At 48.9% G+C, this 22,631-nt stretch carries 21 protein-coding genes, 1 tRNA gene and 1 pseudogene; 12 read left to right on the forward strand and 11 right to left on the reverse strand.

What is annotated here, in order from left to right:
- The first annotated feature begins 6 nt into the window (after nucleotides 1-6).
- The 10 genes and pseudogenes from atpA to GKO28_RS09390 all read left to right on the forward strand — a co-directional run bounded on the left by atpA (nucleotide 7) and on the right by GKO28_RS09390 (nucleotide 10,909).
- Nucleotides 7-1,548 (forward strand): F0F1 ATP synthase subunit alpha, encoded by a 1,542-nt coding sequence (atpA, locus tag GKO28_RS09345; RefSeq protein WP_182076071.1) that lies wholly within the window; start codon nucleotides 7-9, stop codon nucleotides 1,546-1,548.
- A gap of 28 nt (nucleotides 1,549-1,576) precedes the next feature.
- Nucleotides 1,577-2,446 (forward strand): F0F1 ATP synthase subunit gamma, encoded by an 870-nt coding sequence (gene atpG, locus GKO28_RS09350; RefSeq protein ID WP_182076072.1) that lies wholly within the window; start codon nucleotides 1,577-1,579, stop codon nucleotides 2,444-2,446.
- Between the two features lie 36 nt (nucleotides 2,447-2,482).
- The gene (gene atpD / locus GKO28_RS09355; RefSeq protein ID WP_182076073.1) at nucleotides 2,483-3,862 is read left to right on the forward strand and encodes a F0F1 ATP synthase subunit beta; all 1,380 of its coding nucleotides are present in this window, start codon (nucleotides 2,483-2,485) and stop codon (nucleotides 3,860-3,862) included.
- 11 nt (nucleotides 3,863-3,873) lie between these two features.
- Nucleotides 3,874-4,302 carry a F0F1 ATP synthase subunit epsilon gene (locus GKO28_RS09360; protein ID WP_173532861.1) on the forward strand — a complete coding sequence of 143 codons (429 nt, stop codon included), beginning with the start codon at nucleotides 3,874-3,876 and terminating at the stop codon, nucleotides 4,300-4,302.
- A gap of 180 nt (nucleotides 4,303-4,482) precedes the next feature.
- Nucleotides 4,483-5,856, forward strand: a complete 1,374-nt coding sequence (gene glmU / locus GKO28_RS09365) for a bifunctional UDP-N-acetylglucosamine diphosphorylase/glucosamine-1-phosphate N-acetyltransferase GlmU (protein WP_182076074.1) — start codon at nucleotides 4,483-4,485, stop codon at nucleotides 5,854-5,856.
- Nucleotides 5,857-6,026: 170 nt separating this feature from the next.
- Nucleotides 6,027-6,638: a YecA family protein gene (locus GKO28_RS09370; RefSeq protein WP_173532863.1), complete on the forward strand. Its 612-nt coding sequence runs from the start codon at nucleotides 6,027-6,029 to the stop codon at nucleotides 6,636-6,638.
- Nucleotides 6,639-6,848: 210 nt separating this feature from the next.
- Nucleotides 6,849-7,940 (forward strand): redox-regulated ATPase YchF, encoded by a 1,092-nt coding sequence (gene ychF, locus GKO28_RS09375; RefSeq protein WP_182076075.1) that lies wholly within the window; start codon nucleotides 6,849-6,851, stop codon nucleotides 7,938-7,940.
- A gap of 48 nt (nucleotides 7,941-7,988) precedes the next feature.
- A complete protein-coding gene (locus GKO28_RS09380) occupies nucleotides 7,989-8,255 on the forward strand; it encodes an oxidative damage protection protein (protein WP_173532865.1) in 267 nt (88 codons plus the stop codon).
- 107 nt (nucleotides 8,256-8,362) lie between these two features.
- Nucleotides 8,363-10,444, forward strand: a pseudogene (ppk1, locus tag GKO28_RS09385) (polyphosphate kinase 1); the annotation flags it as partial.
- Nucleotides 10,445-10,447: 3 nt separating this feature from the next.
- Nucleotides 10,448-10,909: a histidine phosphatase family protein gene (locus tag GKO28_RS09390; RefSeq protein WP_182076077.1), complete on the forward strand. Its 462-nt coding sequence runs from the start codon at nucleotides 10,448-10,450 to the stop codon at nucleotides 10,907-10,909.
- Nucleotides 10,910-10,961: 52 nt separating this feature from the next.
- On the opposite strand, the gene GKO28_RS09395 is transcribed toward GKO28_RS09390, so the two are convergent.
- The 8 genes from GKO28_RS09395 to GKO28_RS09430 all read right to left on the reverse strand — a co-directional run bounded on the left by GKO28_RS09395 (nucleotide 10,962) and on the right by GKO28_RS09430 (nucleotide 18,660).
- The gene (locus GKO28_RS09395; RefSeq protein WP_182076078.1) at nucleotides 10,962-12,152 is read right to left on the reverse strand and encodes a heme biosynthesis HemY N-terminal domain-containing protein; all 1,191 of its coding nucleotides are present in this window, start codon (nucleotides 12,150-12,152) and stop codon (nucleotides 10,962-10,964) included.
- Nucleotides 12,149-13,186 carry a uroporphyrinogen-III C-methyltransferase gene (locus GKO28_RS09400; RefSeq protein ID WP_182076079.1) on the reverse strand — a complete coding sequence of 346 codons (1,038 nt, stop codon included), beginning with the start codon at nucleotides 13,184-13,186 and terminating at the stop codon, nucleotides 12,149-12,151. Before GKO28_RS09400 ends, GKO28_RS09395 begins: the two co-directional genes overlap by 4 nt.
- Before the next feature lie 6 nt (nucleotides 13,187-13,192).
- Nucleotides 13,193-13,963 (reverse strand): uroporphyrinogen-III synthase, encoded by a 771-nt coding sequence (locus GKO28_RS09405; protein ID WP_182076080.1) that lies wholly within the window; start codon nucleotides 13,961-13,963, stop codon nucleotides 13,193-13,195.
- Nucleotides 13,960-14,895 carry a hydroxymethylbilane synthase gene (gene hemC, locus GKO28_RS09410; RefSeq protein ID WP_182076081.1) on the reverse strand — a complete coding sequence of 312 codons (936 nt, stop codon included), beginning with the start codon at nucleotides 14,893-14,895 and terminating at the stop codon, nucleotides 13,960-13,962. The genes GKO28_RS09405 and hemC overlap by 4 nt, the downstream gene beginning before the upstream one ends.
- Nucleotides 14,896-14,964: 69 nt before the next feature.
- Nucleotides 14,965-16,407: a FimV family protein gene (locus tag GKO28_RS09415; RefSeq protein ID WP_203564068.1), complete on the reverse strand. Its 1,443-nt coding sequence runs from the start codon at nucleotides 16,405-16,407 to the stop codon at nucleotides 14,965-14,967.
- A 20-nt stretch (nucleotides 16,408-16,427) separates the two neighbouring features.
- Complete coding sequence (locus tag GKO28_RS09420) at nucleotides 16,428-16,964, reverse strand: FimV family protein (RefSeq protein ID WP_182076083.1); 537 nt, start codon at nucleotides 16,962-16,964, stop codon at nucleotides 16,428-16,430.
- Between the two features lie 174 nt (nucleotides 16,965-17,138).
- Complete coding sequence (gene dinB, locus GKO28_RS09425; RefSeq protein WP_182076084.1) at nucleotides 17,139-18,191, reverse strand: DNA polymerase IV; 1,053 nt, start codon at nucleotides 18,189-18,191, stop codon at nucleotides 17,139-17,141.
- Between the two features lie 223 nt (nucleotides 18,192-18,414).
- Nucleotides 18,415-18,660 (reverse strand): hypothetical protein, encoded by a 246-nt coding sequence (locus tag GKO28_RS09430; protein ID WP_173532873.1) that lies wholly within the window; start codon nucleotides 18,658-18,660, stop codon nucleotides 18,415-18,417.
- A 604-nt stretch (nucleotides 18,661-19,264) separates the two neighbouring features.
- Here GKO28_RS09430 and GKO28_RS09435 point away from each other — a divergent pair.
- Together GKO28_RS09435 and GKO28_RS09440 are read left to right on the forward strand one after the other, a co-directional pair.
- The gene (locus tag GKO28_RS09435; RefSeq protein ID WP_182076085.1) at nucleotides 19,265-20,734 is read left to right on the forward strand and encodes a glycoside hydrolase family 13 protein; all 1,470 of its coding nucleotides are present in this window, start codon (nucleotides 19,265-19,267) and stop codon (nucleotides 20,732-20,734) included.
- A gap of 192 nt (nucleotides 20,735-20,926) precedes the next feature.
- Nucleotides 20,927-21,011: transfer RNA gene (locus tag GKO28_RS09440), tRNA-Leu, on the forward strand.
- A 59-nt stretch (nucleotides 21,012-21,070) separates the two neighbouring features.
- Here GKO28_RS09440 and GKO28_RS09445 read toward each other — a convergent pair.
- The 3 genes from GKO28_RS09445 to def all read right to left on the reverse strand — a co-directional run bounded on the left by GKO28_RS09445 (nucleotide 21,071) and on the right by def (nucleotide 22,555).
- Nucleotides 21,071-21,448 carry a DUF2502 domain-containing protein gene (locus GKO28_RS09445; RefSeq protein ID WP_182076086.1) on the reverse strand — a complete coding sequence of 126 codons (378 nt, stop codon included), beginning with the start codon at nucleotides 21,446-21,448 and terminating at the stop codon, nucleotides 21,071-21,073.
- Nucleotides 21,449-21,678: 230 nt separating this feature from the next.
- On the reverse strand, nucleotides 21,679-22,026 hold the full coding sequence (locus tag GKO28_RS09450) for a translation initiation factor Sui1 (protein WP_182076087.1): 348 nt from the start codon (nucleotides 22,024-22,026) through the stop codon (nucleotides 21,679-21,681).
- Nucleotides 22,019-22,555, reverse strand: coding sequence for a peptide deformylase (gene def / locus GKO28_RS09455; protein WP_182076088.1), 537 nt, complete (start codon nucleotides 22,553-22,555; stop codon nucleotides 22,019-22,021). Before def ends, GKO28_RS09450 begins: the two co-directional genes overlap by 8 nt.
- Nucleotides 22,556-22,631: the final 76 nt, after the last annotated feature.

The raw sequence follows: 22,631 nt of genomic DNA on the forward strand, positions 1-22,631 counted from the left end.
GAAATCATGCAACTTAATCCGTCCGAAATCAGTGAACTGATTAAAGCTCGGATCCAAAATCTACCCCAAGGCGCACAATCCAGCACGACTGGTACTGTAGTGTCGGTAACTGACGGTATCGTGCGCGTGCACGGTTTGTCGGAAGTTATGCAAGGTGAGATGTTGGAGTTCCCGGGTAATACCTTCGGTCTGGCGCTTAACTTAGAGCGCGATTCTGTAGGTGCTGTTATTTTAGGTGACTACAAACACATCGCCGAAGGTGATGTTGTTAAGTGTACCGGCCGTATCTTGGAAGTACCTATTGGTCGTGAGTTGATCGGTCGCGTTGTGAACGCATTGGGTCAACCTATCGACGGCAAAGGCCCATTGGGCACGACTTTGTCTGCACCAATTGAAAAAATTGCACCAGGCGTTATTGCACGTCAATCGGTTTCACAACCATTGCAAACCGGTATCAAGTCAATTGATACCATGGTTCCAGTGGGTCGTGGTCAACGCGAGTTGATCATTGGTGACCGCCAAACGGGTAAAACTGCTGTTGCTCTCGATGCGATCATTAACCAAAAAGGTACTGGCGTTACATGTATCTATGTGGCGATTGGTCAAAAAGCATCTTCGATTGCAAACGTGGTTCGCAAGTTGGAAGAGCACGGTGCATTGGGTCACACGATTATTGTTGCTGCTGCCGCTTCTGAAGCTGCTGCATTGCAATACATCGCTGCGTACTCTGGTTGCACAATGGGCGAATACTTCCGCGATCGTGGTGAAGATGCCTTGATCGTTTATGATGATTTGTCTAAGCAAGCCGTTGCTTACCGTCAAATTTCATTGCTTTTGCGTCGTCCTCCGGGCCGTGAAGCATTCCCTGGCGATGTTTTCTATCTCCACAGCCGCTTGTTGGAACGCGCATCGCGTATCAATGAAGTTGAAGTTGAGAAGCTAACTAATGGTGAAGTGAAAGGTAAAACAGGTTCGTTAACTGCATTGCCTATCATCGAAACTCAAGCTGGTGACGTTTCTGCCTTCGTACCAACCAACGTTATTTCGATTACTGATGGTCAGATTTTCTTGGAAACTGACTTGTTCAACGCGGGTATTCGCCCAGCAATGAACGCCGGTATTTCGGTATCGCGTGTGGGTGGTGCTGCGCAAACTAAAGTCATCAAAAAATTGGGTGGCGGCGTACGTTTGGCTTTGGCTCAGTATCGTGAATTGGCGGCATTTGCCCAGTTCGCTTCTGACCTTGATGAAGCAACACGTAAGCAATTGGAACGCGGCAAGATGGTGACTGAGTTGATGAAACAAGCTCAGTACAGCCCGATGAAAGTGGCAGAGTTGGGTGTTACCCTGCTCTTGATTAACAAAGGCGTTTATGATGACGTCGCTGTTGATCGCGCACTGGCATTTGAAGCTGCATTCCTTAGCCATCTTAAAGCCAATCATGCAGATGTATTGGCGCGTGTTGATGACAAGGGTGAGCTGTCTTCTGATGATGAAGCAGCCATTATGAAAGCAGTTGAAGCCTTTAAAGCCGGCGCTGCTTACTGATTTGAGACGTTGATAAAAGGATCAAATCATGGCAAGCGGTAAAGAGATTCGTACTAAGATCAAAAGCGTAAAAAACACGCAGAAGATCACCCGCGCCATGGAAATGGTTGCCACGTCGAAAATGCGCAAGGCTCAAGAGCGTATGAAGGCGGCCCGCCCTTACGGTGAAAAAATCCGTAATGTGGCTGGCCACTTGAGCCAAGCTTTGGTCGACTATGAGCATCCATATCTCCAAACGCGCGACACCGTCAAGCGGGTTGGCCTGATTATGGTGTCTTCGGACAAAGGTTTGTGTGGTGGTTTGAACACCAACGCCCTGCGTTCGGCTTTCAATAAAATGAAAGAATTGCACAACAATGGTGTTGAAACTGTTGTAACCGCAATCGGCAATAAAGGGTTGGGTTTCATGAAGCGTAATGGCGCGAAGATTCTTTCTTCGGCCGTTGGGCTGGGTGATACCCCGCATCTGGAACAGCTGATTGGCCCGATCAAAGTGATGATCGATGCCTTCGTAGCTGGTGAAGTAGACGAAGTACACATCGTTTACACTCGTTTCATTAACACCATGAAACAAGAGCCAGTCATCGAACAATTGTTGCCATTAGCCAGCGAATCGTTTGAACAACCGAAATCTGCGCACAACTGGGAATACCTGTATGAGCCAGATGCAAAAACGGTGATTGATGATTTGATGAATCGTTACGTAGAGGCCTTGGTTTACCAAGCCGTAGCGGAAAACATCGCATCAGAACAAGCGGCGCGTATGGTGGCGATGAAGGCTGCAACTGACAACGCTGACAATGTAATCGGCTCCCTGCAACTGCTATATAACAAAACGCGACAAGCGGCAATTACGAAAGAACTTTCGGAAATTGTTGGCGGCGCGGCAGCAGTTTAATTGGGCCCTGACGGATTAACTGGATTAGGAAAAACGATGAGCCAAGGTAAAATCGTACAAATCATTGGGCCAGTTGTTGACGTGGAATTCCCACGCGACAATATTCCCAAGGTGTATGACGCGCTCAAACTAGTTGGCGCAGAACTGACGCTGGAAGTTCAGCAACAGCTCGGCGACGGCGTAGTGCGCGCCATTGCCATGGGTAGTACCGATGGTCTTAAACGCGGTACAGGCGTTACCAACACTGGCGCACCAATTATGGTGCCAGTAGGTAATGCAACTCTGGGCCGTATTATGGATGTATTGGGCAACCCGATTGATGATGCAGGTCCTGTGAACGGCGAGGCAACTCGTGCAATTCACCAATCTGCACCAAAATTCGATGAGTTGAACCAAAGTATTGATCTCTTAGAAACTGGTATCAAGGTTATTGACTTGGTTTGCCCGTTTGCTAAGGGTGGTAAAGTGGGTCTGTTCGGTGGTGCCGGTGTCGGCAAAACCGTGAACATGATGGAATTGATCAACAATATCGCTAAAGCGCACAGTGGTTTGTCTGTGTTTGCTGGTGTGGGTGAGCGTACTCGTGAGGGTAACGACTTTTACCACGAAATGAAGGACTCTAACGTTCTTGATAAAGTGGCGATGGTTTACGGTCAAATGAACGAGCCACCAGGCAACCGTTTACGCGTAGCGTTGACGGGCCTGTCAATCGCGGAACATTTCCGTGACGAAGGCCGTGACATCTTGTTCTTCGTGGATAACATCTACCGCTACACCCTCGCTGGTACTGAAGTATCTGCGTTGTTGGGTCGTATGCCTTCTGCCGTGGGTTACCAACCAACATTGGCTGAAGAGATGGGTGCGCTTCAAGAGCGTATCACTTCGACTAAGACTGGCTCGATTACATCGATTCAAGCTGTTTACGTACCTGCGGATGACTTGACTGATCCATCACCAGCAACAACCTTCGCCCACTTGGATGCGACCGTTGTTCTGAGTCGTGATATTGCTTCGTTAGGTATCTACCCAGCGGTAGATCCACTCGATTCAACTTCACGTCAATTGGATCCGCAAGTGGTTGGCGAAGAGCACTACTCTGTAGCGCGTGGCGTTCAGCAAACATTGCAAAAGTACAAAGAATTGCAAGATATTATTGCGATTCTGGGTATGGATGAATTGTCTCCAGAAGACAAATTGTCAGTATCTCGTGCTCGTAAGATTCAACGTTTCTTGTCGCAACCGTTCCACGTTGCTGAAGTGTTCACTGGCTCGCCAGGCAAGTACGTTCCGCTCAAAGAAACCCTCAAGGGCTTCAAGGGCATCTTGAATGGCGATTACGATCACCTTCCAGAGCAAGCCTTCTATATGGTTGGCGGCATCGAAGAAGCGATCGAAAAAGCCAAGTCGATGCAATAAGGGGTTAAGCGATGGCCATGAGCATGCGTGTGGACGTAGTTAGTGCTGAAGAACTGATCTACTCTGGCTTGGCTGAGTTTATCTCAGCGCCTGCCGATAAGGGTGAGATTGGTATCTTGCCGCGGCACGCTCCGCTGTTGACCCGTATTCGTCCGGGTGCGATCCGTATTAAGATCGCTAACTCGAACGAAGATGATGTCATTCTGTTTGTTTCAGGTGGCATGCTTGAAGTTCAACCGGATGTGGTAACAGTCTTGGCTGATACTGCGATTCGTGGTGCAGACATTGATGAAGCGAAGGCGTTAGAAGCTAAACGCCGCGCAGAAGATGCGTTGAAAAACCATTCTTCTTCGATGGACTTTGCGATGGCGCAGGCTGAGTTGATGGATGCTGTAGCGAAACTTGCGGTAGTTTCTAAATTGAAACGCGGCGGCCATTAATTATTGCAATTGAGTTTGCAGTAATTGGATTGTAAAAATTAAAAAGGCAGCTTCGGCTGCCTTTTTGCTTTATTTGCGTTTAAGTCGCTGGCAGATAACGCAATAAAGTCATGTCATGCTGTGCGTGAACCACGCTGAAGATTAGAATAGCGACAAACCATTTATATTTAGGGATAAGTGATGGCTTCTGCATTAAACGTGGTCATTTTGGCTGCAGGGCAAGGTAAACGGATGTACTCTAGTTTGCCGAAAGTATTGCACCGTCTTGCGGGCAAACCGTTAGTCCAACACGTGATTGATACCGCGCGCCAATTACAGCCACAAAAAATGGTCATTGTGTATGGCCATGGCGGCGAGCAAGTGCAAAAGCAATTAGCCGAGCAAACGGATTTAGCATGGGCGTGTCAGGCTGAGCAGCTTGGTACGGGGCATGCCTTGGCGCAGGGCGTTCCACAATGCGTTGGTGGCATTACCCTGATGCTGTATGGTGATGTGCCATTAACGCGGTTGGCCACCATTCAGGCCTTATTGGCTGCCAGTAGCGATGGAAAAGTCGGCATTCTGACCGATATTCTGGATGATGCAACTGGCTATGGCCGAATTGTTCGCAATGCAGCCGATCAGGTGACTTGCATTGTTGAGCAAAAAGATTGCTCAATCGAGCAAGCCAAAATCACTGAAATGAATACCGGTATTTTGGCCTTACCGACTGCGCGTTTGGCCGGTTGGTTGTCTGAGCTAAAGAACGACAATGCGCAAGGTGAGTATTATGCCACCGACTTAATCGCCCTTGCCGTGCGCGATGGGGTTGAAATTGCGACGGTGCAGCCCTTAGATCATTGGGAAGCAGAAGGCATTAATAACAAGCTGCAGCTCGCCAGCTTAGAGCGTATTTATCAAGGTGAAAACGCCAAAGCCTTGTTAACCGCAGGCGTTGGCTTGGCCGATCCAGCGCGGATTGATGTGCGCGGTACATTGACGCATGGCCAAGATGTCTTCATTGATGTGAATTGTATTTTTGAGGGGCAGGTCGTTTTGGGCCAAGGCGTGAGTATTGGCGCACATTGCGTACTAAAAAATGTCACGATTGCTGATGGCGCGGTGATTCATCCATTTTGCCATTTAGAAGATGCGGTGGTGGGGGCGGGGAGTTTGATTGGCCCTTACGCCCGCTTGCGACCTGGTGCGCAATTGGCCGCGCAAGTTCATATTGGGAATTTTGTTGAAATTAAAAAGTCCAAAGTCGAGTTAGGCTCAAAAATTAATCATCTGAGCTATATCGGCGATGCCCAAATTGGTGCGGGGGTGAATGTTGGCGCTGGCACGATTACTTGCAATTATGATGGCGTTAATAAATTCACCACAGTGATTGAAGATAATGTGTTTATTGGCAGCAATAATTGTCTGGTTGCACCCGTCACAATTGGTGCCGGAGCGACGACGGGTGCTGGCTCGGTCATTAGTAAAAATGCGCCAGCAGGAGAGTTGACGATTGCGCGCGCGAAACAACTGACATTGTCGGGTTGGCAGCGTCCAAAGAAAATTGTGAAATAAATAAGTGGTAGATTGAAATAATTGGGTTTGAAGTACGGCCTAGCGACTGAGCTAGGCCCTTATACTTAAATGATGGGTATATTTCTGTAGTCATTTTAAATAAATGACTGCATGTTAATACCCATAGTAAATCGGCGTATCGATTTAGTGTTTTACTCTTGGAGTACTGTATGTCTTTATTACTTGACCAGCCACTGACTGATGAAGAACTCGATCAACTTGATCAATTTTTGTATTCAGATGCAGTCGGCAAAGATGCGATGTCATTATCCATGCTACATGGCTACCTTACCGCAATTTTGATCGGCCCCGCTACCGTGATGCCTGGTCAATGGCTGGCTCAAATCTGGGATCGTCCAGAGGCGGCGATTTTTGCTTTGCCGGAAGGCGATGCCATCATCAATTTGGTGATGCGTTTATACAATCAAATTGCCGATGAATTAGCGCAAGATCCCCCTGTTTACGAGCCGTTGCTGTATTGGGAAGATGAATCAATGCAAAATTCCAGCATTGAAGAATGGAGCTTAGGTTTCTGCTTTGGTGCCGGCTTAGCTGAAGAAGAATGGCAACCTTTGATTGACGAAGAAGAAGGCCAGTTCATGTTTATGGCCATCATGAGTGGTTCGGACGATGAAATGCGCGAAGATATGCTCAAAGAAGGGATTGATTTAGTCCGCCATGACAACGAAGTGGCGGAGCAAATTCCGGAAATGGTGATCGAAATTCGAGATTTCTTCCGTGAAAACAATGAAACGTCGCGCAGTAAGCATCAATTGCATTAATTAACACAGATATAAGCCCAAACCGATGCATGATTTGGCCGATATGGCAGCAGCATGCTGCTGCCAATTGAGCACAAGCCAATGATTGATCGAGGTATTTTTTGGTGAATAAGCGGTTTTGCTTGCTGATGCGCGCCAATCGGCGCTCGCATCAGTTAAAATTGATGGTTTAGTATTTATTGGGCGGCGTCGCCCAGCAAGGAATGATTCATGAGTCTCAAGTGCGGCATTGTTGGCTTGCCCAACGTCGGTAAATCTACGCTATTTAATGCATTGACCAATTCAGGCATTGAAGCAGCTAACTATCCATTTTGCACCATTGAGCCGAATGTCGGCATCGTTGAAGTGCCAGATCATCGTTTAGCCGAATTATCCAAAATTGTTAATCCACAAAAAATTCAGTCGGCGATTGTTGAATTCGTTGATATCGCTGGTTTAGTCGCTGGTGCGAGTAAAGGTGAAGGTTTGGGTAACCAATTCTTGGCCAATATCCGCGAAACAGACGCGATTGTGAATGTGGTGCGTTGTTTTGAAAACGATAACATCATTCACGTTGCCGGCCGTGTTGACCCCATCGATGACATTATCGTGATTGGCACCGAATTGGCTTTGGCCGATATGAGTACAGTGGAAAAAGCCATTCAACGTGATGGCAAAAAAGCGCGTTCAGGTGACAAAGACGCACTGGCTACTGTTGCAGTATTGGAAAAACTCTTACCGCATCTGAACGAAGGCTTGCCAGCGCGCTCGCTGAAATTATCAGATGACGAAAAAGCGGCAATCAAACCGTTGTGCTTGTTGACGATCAAACCAGCAATGTATGTGGCCAACGTAGCCGAAGATGGATTTGACAACAATCCATTGCTCGATAAAGTAAAAGCCCACGCCGCGCTTGAAGGCGCACCGGTCGTTGCCGTTTGTGCATCCATTGAAAGCGAGATCGCTGAGCTGGATGAAGCAGATAAAGTTGAGTTTTTAGAGTCGCTTGGTCAAGACGAGCCAGGCTTGAATCGCTTGATTCGCGCTGGTTACGAATTACTCGGCCTGCAAACCTATTTCACTGCGGGTGTGAAAGAAGTTCGCGCATGGACCATCCACAAAGGCGACACCGCACCGCAAGCGGCTGGCGTGATCCATACCGATTTTGAGCGTGGCTTTATTCGTGCACAAACGATTGCTTACGAAGATTTCATCGCCTACAAGGGTGAGCAAGGGGCCAAAGAAGCCGGCAAGATGCGGGCTGAAGGCAAGGAATATGTGGTAAAAGACGGCGATGTACTTAATTTCTTATTTAACGTTTAATGAATGTCATTGAACTGAAACATTATTGTAATAATATGGAGGCATTAAATGAGCCGTACCGTTCAGTGTGTCAAATTAGGCCGTGAAGCCGAAGGATTAGATTTTCCACCGCTACCGGGCGAGCTGGGCAAGAAAGTATATGAACAAGTTTCTAAAGAAGCTTGGACTGCTTGGGTGAAGCACCAAACGATGTTGATTAATGAAAATCGTTTGAGTTTGGCTGATCCAAGTGCACGTAAATACTTGCAACAGCAATTGGAAAATTACTTCTTTGGTTCAGGTGCCGATGCCATTCAAGGCTACGTACCACAGTAATTGTTTGATCACACAGGCCGCCTTTGCGGCCTGTTGTGCTTTAAAAGCGTTGCATAAGCTGAGTTAGAAGCTGATTCAATTGACCTCAATCGCCATCAAAGAGCGCTGCCATGACTTACAAACCCGCCGACAATCAACTCTTGCTCAATCGTGAATTGGGTTTACTTGAATTTAACCGCCGTGTTTTGGCGCAAGCCGAAGACGTGCGCAATCCTCTTTTGGAACGCTTGAAGTTTTTGTGCATTGTGTCGAGCAATCTGGATGAGTTTTTTGAAGTGAGGATGGCGTGGTTAAAAGAAAACATTCGGCACAATCCTTCACGGCTGTTGCCAGAAGGGATTACGCCGCATCATGCTTTTGAATTGGTCACCAAAGAAGCGCACGATTTGGTCGAACGACAGTATCGAATTTTGCGCGAAAATGTTTTCCCAGCAATGGAAACCGAAGGGATTTATTTCTTTCGCCGTAGTTTATGGACTGAAGCGCAGCGGGAATGGGTTAAAAATTATTTCTTCCGTGAATTAAAACCCATTTTGACGCCGATTGGTTTGGATCCTTCGCATCCATTCCCACGTTTATCTAACAAAATGCTCAATTTTATTGTTGAGTTAGAAGGTCCAGATGCTTTTGGCCGCAATTCGGGCATCGCGATTGTTCAGGCGCCACGTATTTTTCCACGCTTTGTCAAAATGCCAGACGAAATCGCGGGTACCCAGCATGGTTTCGTCTTTTTATCATCGATTTTGCATGCGCATATTGATGAGCTGTTTTCTGGCATGCATGTCCTCGGTTGCTATCAATTCCGCGTAACGCGCGATTCAGATGTATCGGTGGATGATGAAGACATTAAAGATCTGCGCGCAGCGATTGAAGGTGAGCTATCGCAACGCCCTTATGGTGATGCAGTTCGCTTAGAGTTGGCTGATAATTGCCCACGGCATTTACAAGACTTTTTGTCGTCGCAATTTGGCTTGCAGCCAGAAGACATTTACCGGGTGAATGGGCCGGTTAATTTGGTGCGTTTAATGCAAGTACCAGACCAAGTTGATCGTCCGGATTTGAAATATATCCCGTTTATGCCGGGCATTCCGCCTGAGCTACGCAAACAGGCTGATTTTTTCTCTGCGATTCGGCACAGCGATATTTTGTTGCACCATCCCTACCAAAGTTTTACGCCAGTCGTAGATTTGCTACAGCAAGCGGCGCGTGATCCGCAGGTGGTCGCCATTAAGATGACGATTTATCGTACTGGTGCCGAATCGGTATTGATGGATGCGCTGAAAGAGGCGGCGATTCGCGGTAAAGAAGTTACCGTGGTGGTTGAGTTGATGGCGCGTTTTGATGAGGAAGCCAATATCAATTGGGCTGCGAAGCTAGAAAGCGTCGGTGCTCATGTGGTGTATGGTGTGTATGGTTATAAAACGCATGCCAAAATGCTGCTGATTGTTCGTCGTGAAGAGGGGCGCTTGCATCGCTACGCCCACGTTGGGACAGGCAACTATCATCCACGTACTGCCAAGCTCTATACCGACTTTGGCTTGTTAACCGCCAATGCCGATATTACGAGCGATGTGAATGATGTGTTTATGCAGCTGACTGGTTTGGGTTTGGCGGGTGATCATCACGCACTGTGGCAGGCGCCATTTACGCTGCATAGCCAATTTATCGCCGCCATTGAGCGCGAGATTGTGCACGCCAAGGCTGGGCGTAAAGCGGTGATTATCGCCAAAATGAATTCGCTGCTTGAGCCGTCGATTATTGATAAATTGTATGAGGCTTCTGGCGCTGGCGTGACGATTCACCTCATTGTGCGTGGTGTATGTGCCTTGCGTCCTGGTTTGCCTGGGGTTTCTGAAAATATTCGAGTTCGTTCTGTGATTGGTCGCTTCTTAGAGCATCATCGTGTGTTTTATTTCCTTAATGATGGCGCAGAAGACGTGTATTTATCCAGTGCCGATTGGATGGGACGTAATTTATTCCGTCGTATCGAAATCGCATTTCCGATTTTGAACCCCAAAGTGAAGCGTCGAGTGATTCGTGAAAGCTTGCGGCCGTTCTTGGTCGACAATACGCAAGCTTGGGAAATGCTGTCTGATGGTCGTTATCGCCGTAAATTGGCGCGTGGCGGTAAAATTCGCTCGGCACAAGCGCAGTTACTCGCTGATTTGGCGGCGGGAACACGGAATTAATCGATGGATTTAATTCTATGGCGACATGCTGATGCAGCAGAAAGGCTGGATGATTTGGCGCGACCACTGACGCCAAAAGGAATCAAGCAGGCTAAAAAAATGGCCGCTTGGTTGCGAGCGCAGCTTAAAGACGTTGCCCAATACCGTTTGATTTGTAGTGAAGCGCTTCGTAGTCAAGCCACGGCACGTTATCTACGTGCGGATGCGGAAGTGGATCAGCGGATTAATCTAGGCGGCTTTAACGCCGCCTATTTAGAGCTGGCACATTGGCCGCGAGATATCGGCAAAGTAGTGGTGATGGTGGGGCACCAGCCGCATATTGGCCAAGTGGCATCGCTGTTATTGACGGGTAAAGAGCTCGATTGGCATACACGTAAAGGTGGTATTTGGTGGATTCAACGCCGCGTGATTGATGGTCGAGTCAAATATGTACTCAAGGCGGCATTGGGGCCAGAGTTAATTTAAGCAATAAAAAAGGCGGCTTAGCCGCCTTTTTGCTGTCGATAAACAATGCCAATTAGCTGAGCGCAATGCTTAAGCTGGCGCGGTAATGTAAGTTAGCCTCTTCGGTATGCTCGAGTTGATCGAGCAATCGGGCTAATTCAGCATGTGCAATGGCTGTCGGCTTGACGGCAATGCTCGCTTCCAAATAAGTCTGTGCCTTGCCCCATAGCTCGCGCTGATAGCATAAACGTCCCAAAGTCAGTAATAAACGATGATCATTCGGGTGTTGTTTGAGCCATTGTTCAGCCTGTTGTAGCTGTGCGGTTAAAGCGTCTGCGCGCAGCCCAAGCAGACCATATTGCTCGAGTAATTCACTATTCCACTCAGCATCAATGGCGGCTGCCAAAGTGTCGCGAGCGAGTGTCGGCTCGCCTTGCTCTTGATATTGCGCTGCGATACTGGCGGCTAATTGTGGGTTAAGCCTATCGGACTCAGGTACTTTGCGACTCCAGTCTTTTAGCTCGCGTACGCTCATTGGATGTTGGCGTAATTGTTGTTGATAAGCGGCAATTCGAATGTGATTGGCTTGCTCTGCGTCTAGTGCTTCACTGCGCGTGAGTTGTTCAACCAGTTTCAGTACCGCTTCAGGATTACGCTCACGCTGGCGTAAGCGCAATTCGATTTTCATGGCTGCGGTCAGTTTTGGGTTGATTTCTCGCGCCGCAGCGATGGCTTGACTCGCTTCGTTGTAGCGGCGCTCATCCAAGTAAAGTTCAGCCATCGACATTAATGTGGCTAAGTGTTGCTGCCCAAGACGGGCTTGCAATTGCTCAAAATAAGCATCACGTTTGGCGTAATCGCGCATTGAGTGCGCGGCACGCGCGGCTAATAATCCATTCACGGCATAAGCATCATCATTGGGGCTCGCTGCAAAAGCTTCGCTAGCGAGCCGTTCTGAGCGTTGAAAACGACCTTCATAAAATGCCGTGCGTGCATCGCGTTCGAGTTGCACCGAAGCAATTTCTTGTTGGCGTAAGCGATAGCGGCGCACGCGTTCGGGTAAACCGCCCAGTTCGGCCAGCATTCGCAAAGCCAAATACAGCACAATGACGGAACCAATCAAAAACAGGATGAAGATATTGAGAGAGATCTCAAGCCGCCAAGGCGGTAAGAAAATCAAGGCGTAGCCGCTATTGACTTGGGCAAATAGGGTTAAGCCAACGGCCAGTGAAAATAAGCCAATAAACCAGATTAAGAATCTCACGGTTTGGCCCTCTCGGCAGTCGTGCGTGCGTTGCGTACGGCAGCAAGGCTGGCACTTAAATCAGGCATGGTGATTGCGAGGGGTTGCGATTGTAGTTGGCGCAAAACCTTAATTGCATTATCAGTGGCCGGCGCGCGGGCATCAAAAAATTGCTGTAAATAACGCTCAGTGGCTTTGAGATCGCTGCGAAATGCAGTTTCGTTGCGTAGCAATAATGCGGCGCGTGCATTGAGTAGGCGCAATTTGATGTTTTCTCGCAAAAAGAAACCTTGCTCAGGGGATAACAAGATCAGATCAGGCTGATCGATGCGGCGAATTTGAATCAGTTGTTTGAGTTCATGCCAAATCTCAGCGCCAAAGCGTTGTGCAGCATTGTGCTGCGTGTTGGCTTGATGCTTAGATGCGACTGTGTGTCCGGCATCAACAATCAGCGGCAATTGATCAACACTATCAATAATGCTATTGAGCTTGGCGGTAATCCCAATCACATCCAGATAGGGCGTGCCTTTTAAGGTATTGATGTCTTTGGTTAACGCTTGGCGAACGCTGATGAGCTCTGGGCGATTGAGCTGAGCCAATTGCACGTCGATATTGTTTAACGCGGTTAATGCGCTATTGATATCACCGGCAATTTGCAATTGCTGGCTAGCAAAAGACAGCATTTGCTCGACTTCGGCCAGGCTATGTAAGGTTTCGCCTCGGCTGAGGTTATCATAGATGTTATTGAGCGCTTCTTGTCGCGCTCCCGCTTCAGCTTGTTTGCTTTCTTGAATATCAAGGCGCGAGATGATTTTTTGCTGTGCTTGGCTGGACTGTAGGCTCGATTGGCGTAGCTCTTGCTGTAATTGATTATTGCTTGCCAGTTCACGACTCAGTTCTAACTTGAGTGATTCCATTGCGTTTTGCTGGTATAGCCAAGCGCCTGCGCTGGCTAAAATGGCCACAATCGCTAAAATCAGCGCGGGTTGCGGCATCGCACGGCGTGGCGTGGTATTGAGTGCCGCAGAAAAAGTATTTGGATTGTCTTGATTCATCGGGCTCTACACTTTTTGAGATGAAACCGGTGAAAAATACCGGCAAATCGAACGGGTAATACCATCATCGCCCGCCTCGGTTAGCACTATATGCTGAGCGCCATGCGCTTTGAGTGCTGCGGCAATTCGTGGGTGCGGAACAAAATAGAGCCTACATTGTAACTTGAGCTGCGCTTGCTCTCCAGCCCAGTTCAATAAGTGTTGTGCGGCTTCCGAGCTAGAAATAATAATGCCATCACAGCCCAAAGCCAATTGTTGCTCAATTTGTTGCCGATCTAAAGTGGCAACGCTGCGCTGATAGGCCGTCACTAATTGTACGCTCGCACCCGCTGCGATTAAGCCCGCTGGCAAAATATCGCGGCCGCCATTGCCACGAAACAGTACAATTTTTTTGCCGGTTTGCTCACCCAACGTCGCCAATAAACCTTCACCATCAAATTGCTGCGCAGGACAAATAATGTGCTGCATGCCTAATTGGGCGGCTCGTTCGGCACTGCCCGGACCAATGACGGCTACGGGTAAATGACTGGGCCAAGGCTTTGAGCGTGCCAACATCACTTGATCTAATGCCGAAGGGCTAATAAAAATCGCCAGATCAAATTGCTCGAGCTGGGCCAGTGCATTCTGTAGTTCTTGCGCTGGATTGGGTGGCGAAATTGTCAGTAGTGGAAGGGTATGGCACTCTGCACCATGCTTAGAAAGCGACGCAGATAAATACCCAGCCTGTGCCTCAGGCCGAGTGATCCATAATCGCAAGCCGACAAGCGCTAAAGTCATACCGCTAATTGTTTAAGAATCTCGCGAGCGCCTTCGGTGCAAAGTAAGTCGGCAACGATACGGCCTAAACCATCCGCAGCCGCGAATGAGCCATTGGATTCGGCCACCACACGATGGCTACCATCGGGCATCGCCACTAAACCACGTAAGCGTAAAAAGCCTTCTTCATTGGTGGCATAAGCCGCCAGTGGAATTTGGCATGAGCCATTCAAACGCCGTGATAAAGCCCGTTCGGCCGTGACGCAAGCGGCGGTTTCATCGTGATTGAATGGTGCCAGTAAGGCCATTAAATCGGCGCGATCGCTACAGATCTCAATACCCACAGCGCCTTGCCCCGGTGCCGGTAGGCTAATTTCAGGCGACAGCTCGCAAGCGATCCGCTCGGCGAGACCAAGTCGTTTTAAACCGGCGGCCGCTAAAATGATGGCGTCAAACTCACCGTCGTCGAGTTTTTTGAGACGCGTTCCGACATTACCACGCAGTGGCTTAACCACTAAATGCGGATACAGTGCGCGAATTTGGCTTTCGCGGCGCAAGCTGGCGGTGCCCACAATCGCGCCCGCAGGCAGCTCGTCCGGATGTTTGAATCGATTTGAGACAAAGGCATCACGCGGATCTTCGCGCTCACCGATTGCCGCCAGGCTAAAGCCTTCGGGCAATACCATGGGTATATCTTTCATTGAGTGCACGGCCAAGTCGGCGCGTCCCTCACTCATGGCTTGTTCTAGCTCTTTGACAAACAAGCCTTTGCCACCGATTTTATTTAATGTGACGTCTAAAATTTTATCGCCTTGCGTGGTAATGCCTAGCAACTGCACCGATAAATGTGGATAAGTTTTTTCGAGCCAAGACTTCACAAAATGAGCTTGCCAGAGTGCCAGCGGGCTTTCGCGAGTGGCGATGACCACTTGGGTAGGCAGAGTTGGGCTCATAAGAAAAATCCTTCAGTCAGACAAAAACACAAGTCTAACATGCGCGATGCAGCATGCGCTGCTCGCGCCTTATTCGAGATGACGTTTGCGCTCTGGCTGTGGTTTGTTCTCGGAATCGAAGTCAAGGAAATCCAAATGTGGCACCGTTGACTCTGGGGTACTCGCTGTTATTTCTGGTTCAAAAGCGGGAAACATTTCGATTTCTTCTGCGGATTGAAATGATATCCCTGACATTTCATCCTGCACTTCAGGTAGCTGAATATCTAACATGATTTCTGGCGCGTTGATTGGCGTGGCTTCGCTGACTTTAACATCCACGATCGGTGTGGTTGGAAGGGCTGCCGTTTCGATGTCTAAGAATGCGGACATCATCGTTGCCGGTATAGGCTCTGGATGGATATCCAGCTCGACGTCTTTGCTGTCGGGCGTGATTAAATCGACGATGCCTGTTGTGTTGGGGCGATTGTGGCGCTGATAGAGTTCATTCTCTGGATCAAGTTTTGAGCCGATATTACGCACCAACTCCCAATCGGCTTCGTCTTTTACGATTAGACTGAGGTTTTTCGCTAAATTGGCGTATTCGGTTTTCATGCCTTGCTGGCGGAAAACCCGGAATAGCATTAACCAACGCTCAATATCTTCTGGATCTTCATCAATGCTGCGATACAGTAAATCAATCGCCTCGGCGACTTCACCTTGCCCCAGCATAATTTGAATTCGTGCCAAATCGACAGAATCAAAGTCACTGACTTCAATTCCTGCACCGGGATGATGTAAAAATGACATCATGGTTGGTGTGTGTTCGGTGGTTTTATGCCGTGTGGCGTAGGTTTTAAACTGTTCCATCAAGGTTTGATCAGTATGTGGGGTGGGTTCATTGCCTTGCTGCGTTTGGCGACGACGCCAAAATAGCCAGCCGCCGACCGTGGTGGCAATGCCAATTAAACCTAAACCAATCAGCCAAGCTGGCGTATTGCTTTCCGGCGCGGCGACTTCTGGCGTTGGCACAATGCGTTTTTTATTTGGTCGGCTGGCGGCGATGGCGGCAGTGTCACTGACGGCAGCGGTACTGACTGTGCTGGCAGTGATGAGCGCTTCAGGCGCGCTGGTCATCGGCTGGCTGGCTAGCGGTAAGCTGGCGCTCGTATTGAGCTGGCTTAGGCGCGCATTGAGTTGCTCGACTTCTAATTGTAATTTGAACTGCAGTTCCTCAAGTGTTTTGACTTTTTCTTCTAAAGCTTGAGTGTATTGCGCTGCTGATGGCGTGCCCGTGCTCGCTGGTTTAGTGCGTTGACTCGGTTCGCTATCGAGTCGTAATTGGCCTGCTTCGACTGTGGGTGTGGTTGGCGATTTTTTTCGCACTGAGCGTAGCTTGTCAGGAATGCTCACCACAGTACCGGCACTTAGTTCGGAATTCGGGTCAAGGTCAGGATTGTTGGCGCTGAGTTTTTGCAAGTAGCGAGGATATTGCGGGGTATTTTCGGGGTAATAGCGCTTTGTGAGTTCGCGCAAACTCATCGGTTTTTTTAGCGTCAGCTGATGATCTGTTCTCTCGGCGAGACGTTTTGCTCATTGCTTGATTCGGCGCGGCGCGGGCGCACTTCACGCGGCAGTGGGCGACTTGGCGTATCGCGTTCGGCTCGGAGTGGCGCGATATTTAAAAAGGCGGTGAAATCGCGCGTCATTTGTTGATTGGCGCAGGCGAATTTAACCGCAAAAGCAATCGTCGGCTCACCGACTGCTGAGCGTGATTCGATTAATAGTACGCCGCTGAGTTCTCCGTTGGGACGGAGTTGGATGGTGGCTGGGCCTAAGCCAGGTAATTCATTATTGGATGCACGTAATTCAATACATTGTTCATTGATCGCTTCGCCGGCATTTAAGCGATAGGGCACAAGGCCGCGAAAGGGTTGTCCGATGTAGGACTGTAATTGTAATTCGCCCATGGTCATACCGTGAGCTGAACCAAAGCTTAGACCCAGTGTACCAATGGTCGCGCAGAGTGTGGCGCGGCGAAATTTAAAATGCGGCATTGATAATTTAAACCATAAATTGAATATTTCATTCATTGTCAGGCCTTCTGGCATTCAACTCAACAAAAAAAATAAATAAGATAACGTGATATTCATTTTTAGCTAATTTACTGCGGTTTTTCAAATATAAGCATATATTAATGTGCTGCCTGTAAATTGCCGCCACAGTGCTGAATCCAGCAAAGCATAAAAATGCCGTGCACAGTGATTTCACCATAAACAAAGCTGCTCCGGCACTTTGCGCTGTTCGTCAAAACGCACCCCTAAACCCAATAAACGCACGGCTTGCGGGCTACGTTTTAAACCTTGTTCAAGTAGCCGAATATAGGTATTTAATTGCGGCGAGTTGCAAATACATTCCACTGTTGTTTGTGTGAAATCAGCAAATTTAATTTTGATAAATGCTTTATGAATTCGCTCATCGGCTAAACGCTGCATTCTAATTTGCCAATCGCTAAATAATTCCGCCAGTGCTTGCTGGCAAGCTGTGCTACTTAAATCATGGGCGAATGTATTTTCTACCGATAATGACTTGCGACTTTCATGCGGGGCCACCGGGCGATGATCGATACCTTGTGCTTGTTCGTGGAGTAAATGCCCCAAGCGACCAAATTCACCAATAAGTTGCTCTAGTGACCAAGCCTGAATATCGGCACAGGTATGTATACCGCGCAAAGCAAGTTTATCTGCGGTTACCTTACCAATACCCCATAGCTTTCTTGTGGGGAGCTGCGGCATAAATTCGGCAATATCTTGGGGCCGAATCACAAATTGTCCATTCGGTTTGTGCCAGTCGCTGGCAATTTTGGCCAGTAATTTATTTGGCGCAATGCCTGCGCTGGCGGTGATGCCGATTTCACGCTCGATACGGGCTCGAATTTGCTCGGCCATTCGTGAGGCGCTGCCTGCGCAGTGTGGTTGGCCGCTAACGTCTAAATACGCCTCGTCCAAAGACAGTGGCTCGATTTGATCGGTGTAATCAGCAAAAATGGCGCGCATTGCTTGTGATGCCGCTTTGTAACGGGCAAAGTCGGGTGGTACCACCACCAACTGCCGGCAACGCTGTTGCGCTCGATAGGTCGACATAGCCGAATGAATGCCAAATTGGCGCGCAAGGTAGTTGCAAGTAGCAATGACGCCACGCCGCTCAGCCGAACCGCCCACGGCGAGGGGGACTTCGCGGAGTTCTGGTCGATCACGCATTTCAACGGCGGCATAAAAGCAGTCGCAATCAATATGAATAATTTTGCGCTGAGGCGTCACAGTATGGCTTGAGTAAATAAAACAAATTGTACGTTCGTTCTATATGGCTGTCAGTGTTTTCTGCTTCAGCGGCAATGACGCCGCTTTGATTGGGCATAGTGCTATTGGGTATCTCGATGGAGATTAATATTTAAATGGTTCGCATAGCAATACATCGCACTGCCGCCTGTAATGACTGGTAGCACTGTTGGTGATTGCACTGAGCTGGCGAAGTCCGCGTTGATTAGCGGCAGTAGTTCGCCATGATATAGCTGCGCTGAGTCGGGTATTTTCGACCGCTAGGGGCGCAGGTTTTTAGCACCACATCGCCAGTGTCACAACGGCGCGACATGGTGACGCGTTGGCCGATGCTGAGTTTTTTGCGTTTATTGTTGTAGGCGTTAAGAATTGAATCGTAAGTCCCGGTCGCGATGGACTGCTCGACGCCGTGGATGGTCATAAGCTTCAGAATGTAATTGTGCTCGATCATGAGGTCTCCAATTGCAGCTTATTGAAGCGCCGATCTGCCTTTGTGTTCTGCGCTTGATTTGCATTGAGCGCATTGGCACAGCATCAAATCATTGCTTTTAAAATGAACCACTCGCACTCTGTTGCCGTGATGTTTCGCTTGGGCAGCAAACGGCTGAGTCACTAGGGTCTGTTGACGTTTGGTTTTCGGTCGCTGCTTGCGCGATTTTCGCGGCAGATCAAGGCATTTTATGCGACCAATAACCCGTTATTCGAGCATGAAATAACGCAGAGATGCCGCGAAAAGCGCCCAGCCCTTAGGGTTTGGCTGCGGATTTTTTAAATCAAGTCAGCCTGACTCTGCGTTGAAAAACGCTTGCATAGAATGACTATGCCACGCGTCTTTCGCCTTGTTTCAGGCCAAAATCAGCACAAACGCGATCCGCAAACCAAATATCAACAGATCCTAGTATCTGATTATATTTTTACCATTTTGTTGCAGTTAAGAAATAAAGTCGGAGTGTTGTTTTTTGGGTTTTGTCAGTTTTAAATCAGCTAAAAACAATCTTGGAGTAGGTTAATGTTCTGCTACGGTTAATGTATTTCACTGTCAATGGGGCGATGTGATGACTCAACTGGATGACCTTACTCGTCGGCGCGCTAGCCAAATTGTGTATCAGATCTTTCCCGAGCGATTTGCCATTGGCGGCGGCTTAAGTAGCGCGGAAAAATTAGCCAGCGCGGCGTATGCGATGCCGAATGTCGCCAAATGTGGTTGGGATGACAGCACCTTAAATCAGCCATGGGGACAGCAATTTTTCGGTGGTGACTTAGATGGTATAGCTGACAAAATCGATTATTTGCTGGATTTAGGAGTGACCGGAGTTTACCTCACGCCGATTTTTAGTGCGCCGAGCAATCATAAATACGACGCCACGGATTTTTTTACCATTGATGCCATGTTTGGTGGTGAGGCGGCACTACTACGTTTGATCGATACATTGCATCAACAAGGTATGAATCTGACGCTGGACGCCGTGCTTAATCATGTTTCTGAGTTTCATCCGTGGTTTTTAGCCGCGCAACAAGGTGTCCCAAGCAAGCGTGATTGGTTTACTTTTCTGGCAGATGGACGTTATTTATGTTGGCAAGATTATGGTTTGATGCCAGAGCTTAATTTGGCCAATCCGGCAGTCAGAGACGTGCTGTACCGTCAGCCAAACAGCGTAGTGCAATACTGGTTAAGTCGAGGTATCGACAACTGGCGCTTTGATGTCGCGCAAGACGTCGGTATACCCGTCGCACAAGAGATGGCCGAGGTGGTGGGTAAAGCGTATCCAGAGGCTGGGTTACTTGGTGAATTAAATGGTTTCTCTGGTGGCTGGTTTCAGGCTGGTGCTGGTTATAGCGGCATGATGAATTACTGGTATCGCACCGCGATTTTGGCTTGGCTGGCAGGCGAAATCGACAGCATACAAATGAATGCGGCGATTCAAGATGCTCGTGATGCGTATGGCTTGAAAGGCTTGTTGTGTTCGTGGAATATGTTGTCGAGCCACGATACGCCGCGTTTGATTACCACCGTTGGTAATTTGCATGACGCGCAACTGGCGATGGCGATGCAATTTACTTTGCCGGGCATCCCGCTCGTTTATTACGGCGAAGAAATCGGTATGCAAGGTGGCGCGGATCCAGATTGCCGCCGGCCAATGCGCTGGAACGAGGCCGACTGGAACCACGCGCAGCGGGCATGGGTTAAGCAATTGATTGCCATTCGTCAGCAAAATACCGCCCTACAGTATGGCGATATCATCGTTTTGGGCCATCGACTGGCGGGTAATACCCTGGCGTTTTTACGTGCCACCGATGTTCCGGGGGAGGCGGCTTTGGTGGTGGTGAACTTGGCTGATACGCCGCTGGCGAGTCGTTTATTGATTCCTTATTCGCATTGGTATGACGGCGTGCCGTTGCGCGATGCTTTAGGTGGCGCGCCAGATAGCAAAATGCAGGCTGGTAGTGTGTTGCTGCAACTGCCTGCGCGATCGGTGGCGATTTATCAAGCGTTTGAGCCTTACCAAAACTACACTTTTTTTTAAACCGCGGAATCAGTAATGCCGCGCACGCGTGATTGGCAATAAACGCAATTAGCATTGCTTGCCGCAGGGTTGAGTTTTGAATGCCCATTGATTTTATTGAGGTATTTTTTGAGCGCAATAATTTTTGTTTAAAATGCTTGCCAAGCAAGGTCGAATCAGGAATAATCCGCCTCCTACACAGAACACACTCATGCCCGGGTGGCGGAATTGGTAGACGCAGGGGACTCAAAATCCCCCGCCGAAAGGTGTGCCGGTTCGAGTCCGGCCCCGGGCACCAAATTCAAAAAAGCCGATCTTCTAGATCGGCTTTTTTACGTCTGCACATTCCTGTTTTACTTAATCATCATCCCAGTCGCGATCACGGTCACGGCCGTGGTGGGGATGCTTTTTATATTTCTTATATTTTTTATCGTGGCGATCATGCCAGCGTCCTTGATGATAGCGGTAATGCGACGACCAATAGCGTGGGCTTTGCCAATAGCGGCCATCCCAGTAATAGCCTCGATGATTGCGCGACCCGAGTTGCAAGATTGGCGTTGCCGGTGAAATCCCCACCGGGGTACCGATGGAGATATTGATACTGGCAGTGGCGCTCAGCGGAAAAGCACATGCGGCGCTGATTGCCAGAATAAAGAGCTTGTTCATAGACACGATTATCAATAGAAAGCAGCGATTAACTTGTAACGCAAATGTGTGGTGGCCAATGGCGATCACACTTTTGCACCTGTACTGAGCATAAGTTCTATCTTCGATTGTAGCTATGATGCAGGCCACTCTTGGGATGGTAATTTTGCGCTACTTCTAGCGCCTGTTGACGTTGGCTGAGCCCGCCGCGTTGGCGTGCTGTTCGCAGCGGCGCTGTGTTGTAGCAAGCGTACATAAATGCTTTGCGTTTTAATTACTTAAGTTGGAGTTTGCAACGACCAAGTCAACGCCAGCAGGCGTTAGCCTCCGGCACGTTTGGTTTTAAAGCCTTGCCGGTTTAGTTCGTTGATGATGCTGTCGCGATGCTCGCCTTGAATTTCAATTTGCCCATCTTTGACCGTGCCACCGGTGCCACATAAGGTTTTGAGTTGTTTGCCCAGCGCCGAGAGGGCGGCGCTATCGAGGATTAAGCCTTTGACGACAATCACCGCCTTGCCCTTACGTAGCTCGCGGCCCACTCGGGCGATACCGTCGCCACTGGGGAGTACCGCTTTGCAGCTGCATGCTGCTTGCGGCTGACGACACGTTGGGCACATTGTGCCGTGCTCGGTTGAATAGACGAGTCCACCGCTGGTTTTTTTACTCATCTTGCTCTGCCTTCAACTTGGGAAATAGCACCTCGGTATAGCCAAATTGCGTCATATCGGTGATGCGTTGTGGATACAGCACGCCAAATAGATGGTCGCATTCGTGCTGCACGACGCGGGCGTGAAAGCCACTCACGGTGCGATCAATTGGAGTACCAAATTGATCAAAGCCTTGATAGCGTATCTGGGTATAGCGCGGTACGACACCTCTTAAGCCAGGCACAGACAGACACCCCTCCCAGCCAGATTCGAGTTCTATGCCAATGGGGGTAATGATGGGATTGATAAGTATTGTTTGTGGCACCGCATCGGCGTCGGGATAACGCGCATTTTGCGCAAAACCAAACACCACCACTTGCAGGCTAACGCCGATTTGCGGTGCGGCAATACCCACACCTTGGCTGTCGGCCATCGTATCGAATAAGTCGACGATGAGTGCATGCAGCTCGGGCGTATCAAATTCGCTGACTGTTTGTGCCGTAGTCAGTAGCAAGGGCTCACCCATTTTTAACACTGGACGAATAGGCATGATTGATTTGTGTAAAGAAAAATTTAATTTTAACTGATCGAATCCATGCGCTGAAATAAAAACGGCTGCATATGCA

Source organism: Deefgea sp. CFH1-16, assembly GCF_016881365.1.
Classification (GTDB): Bacteria; Pseudomonadota; Gammaproteobacteria; order Burkholderiales; family Chitinibacteraceae; genus Deefgea.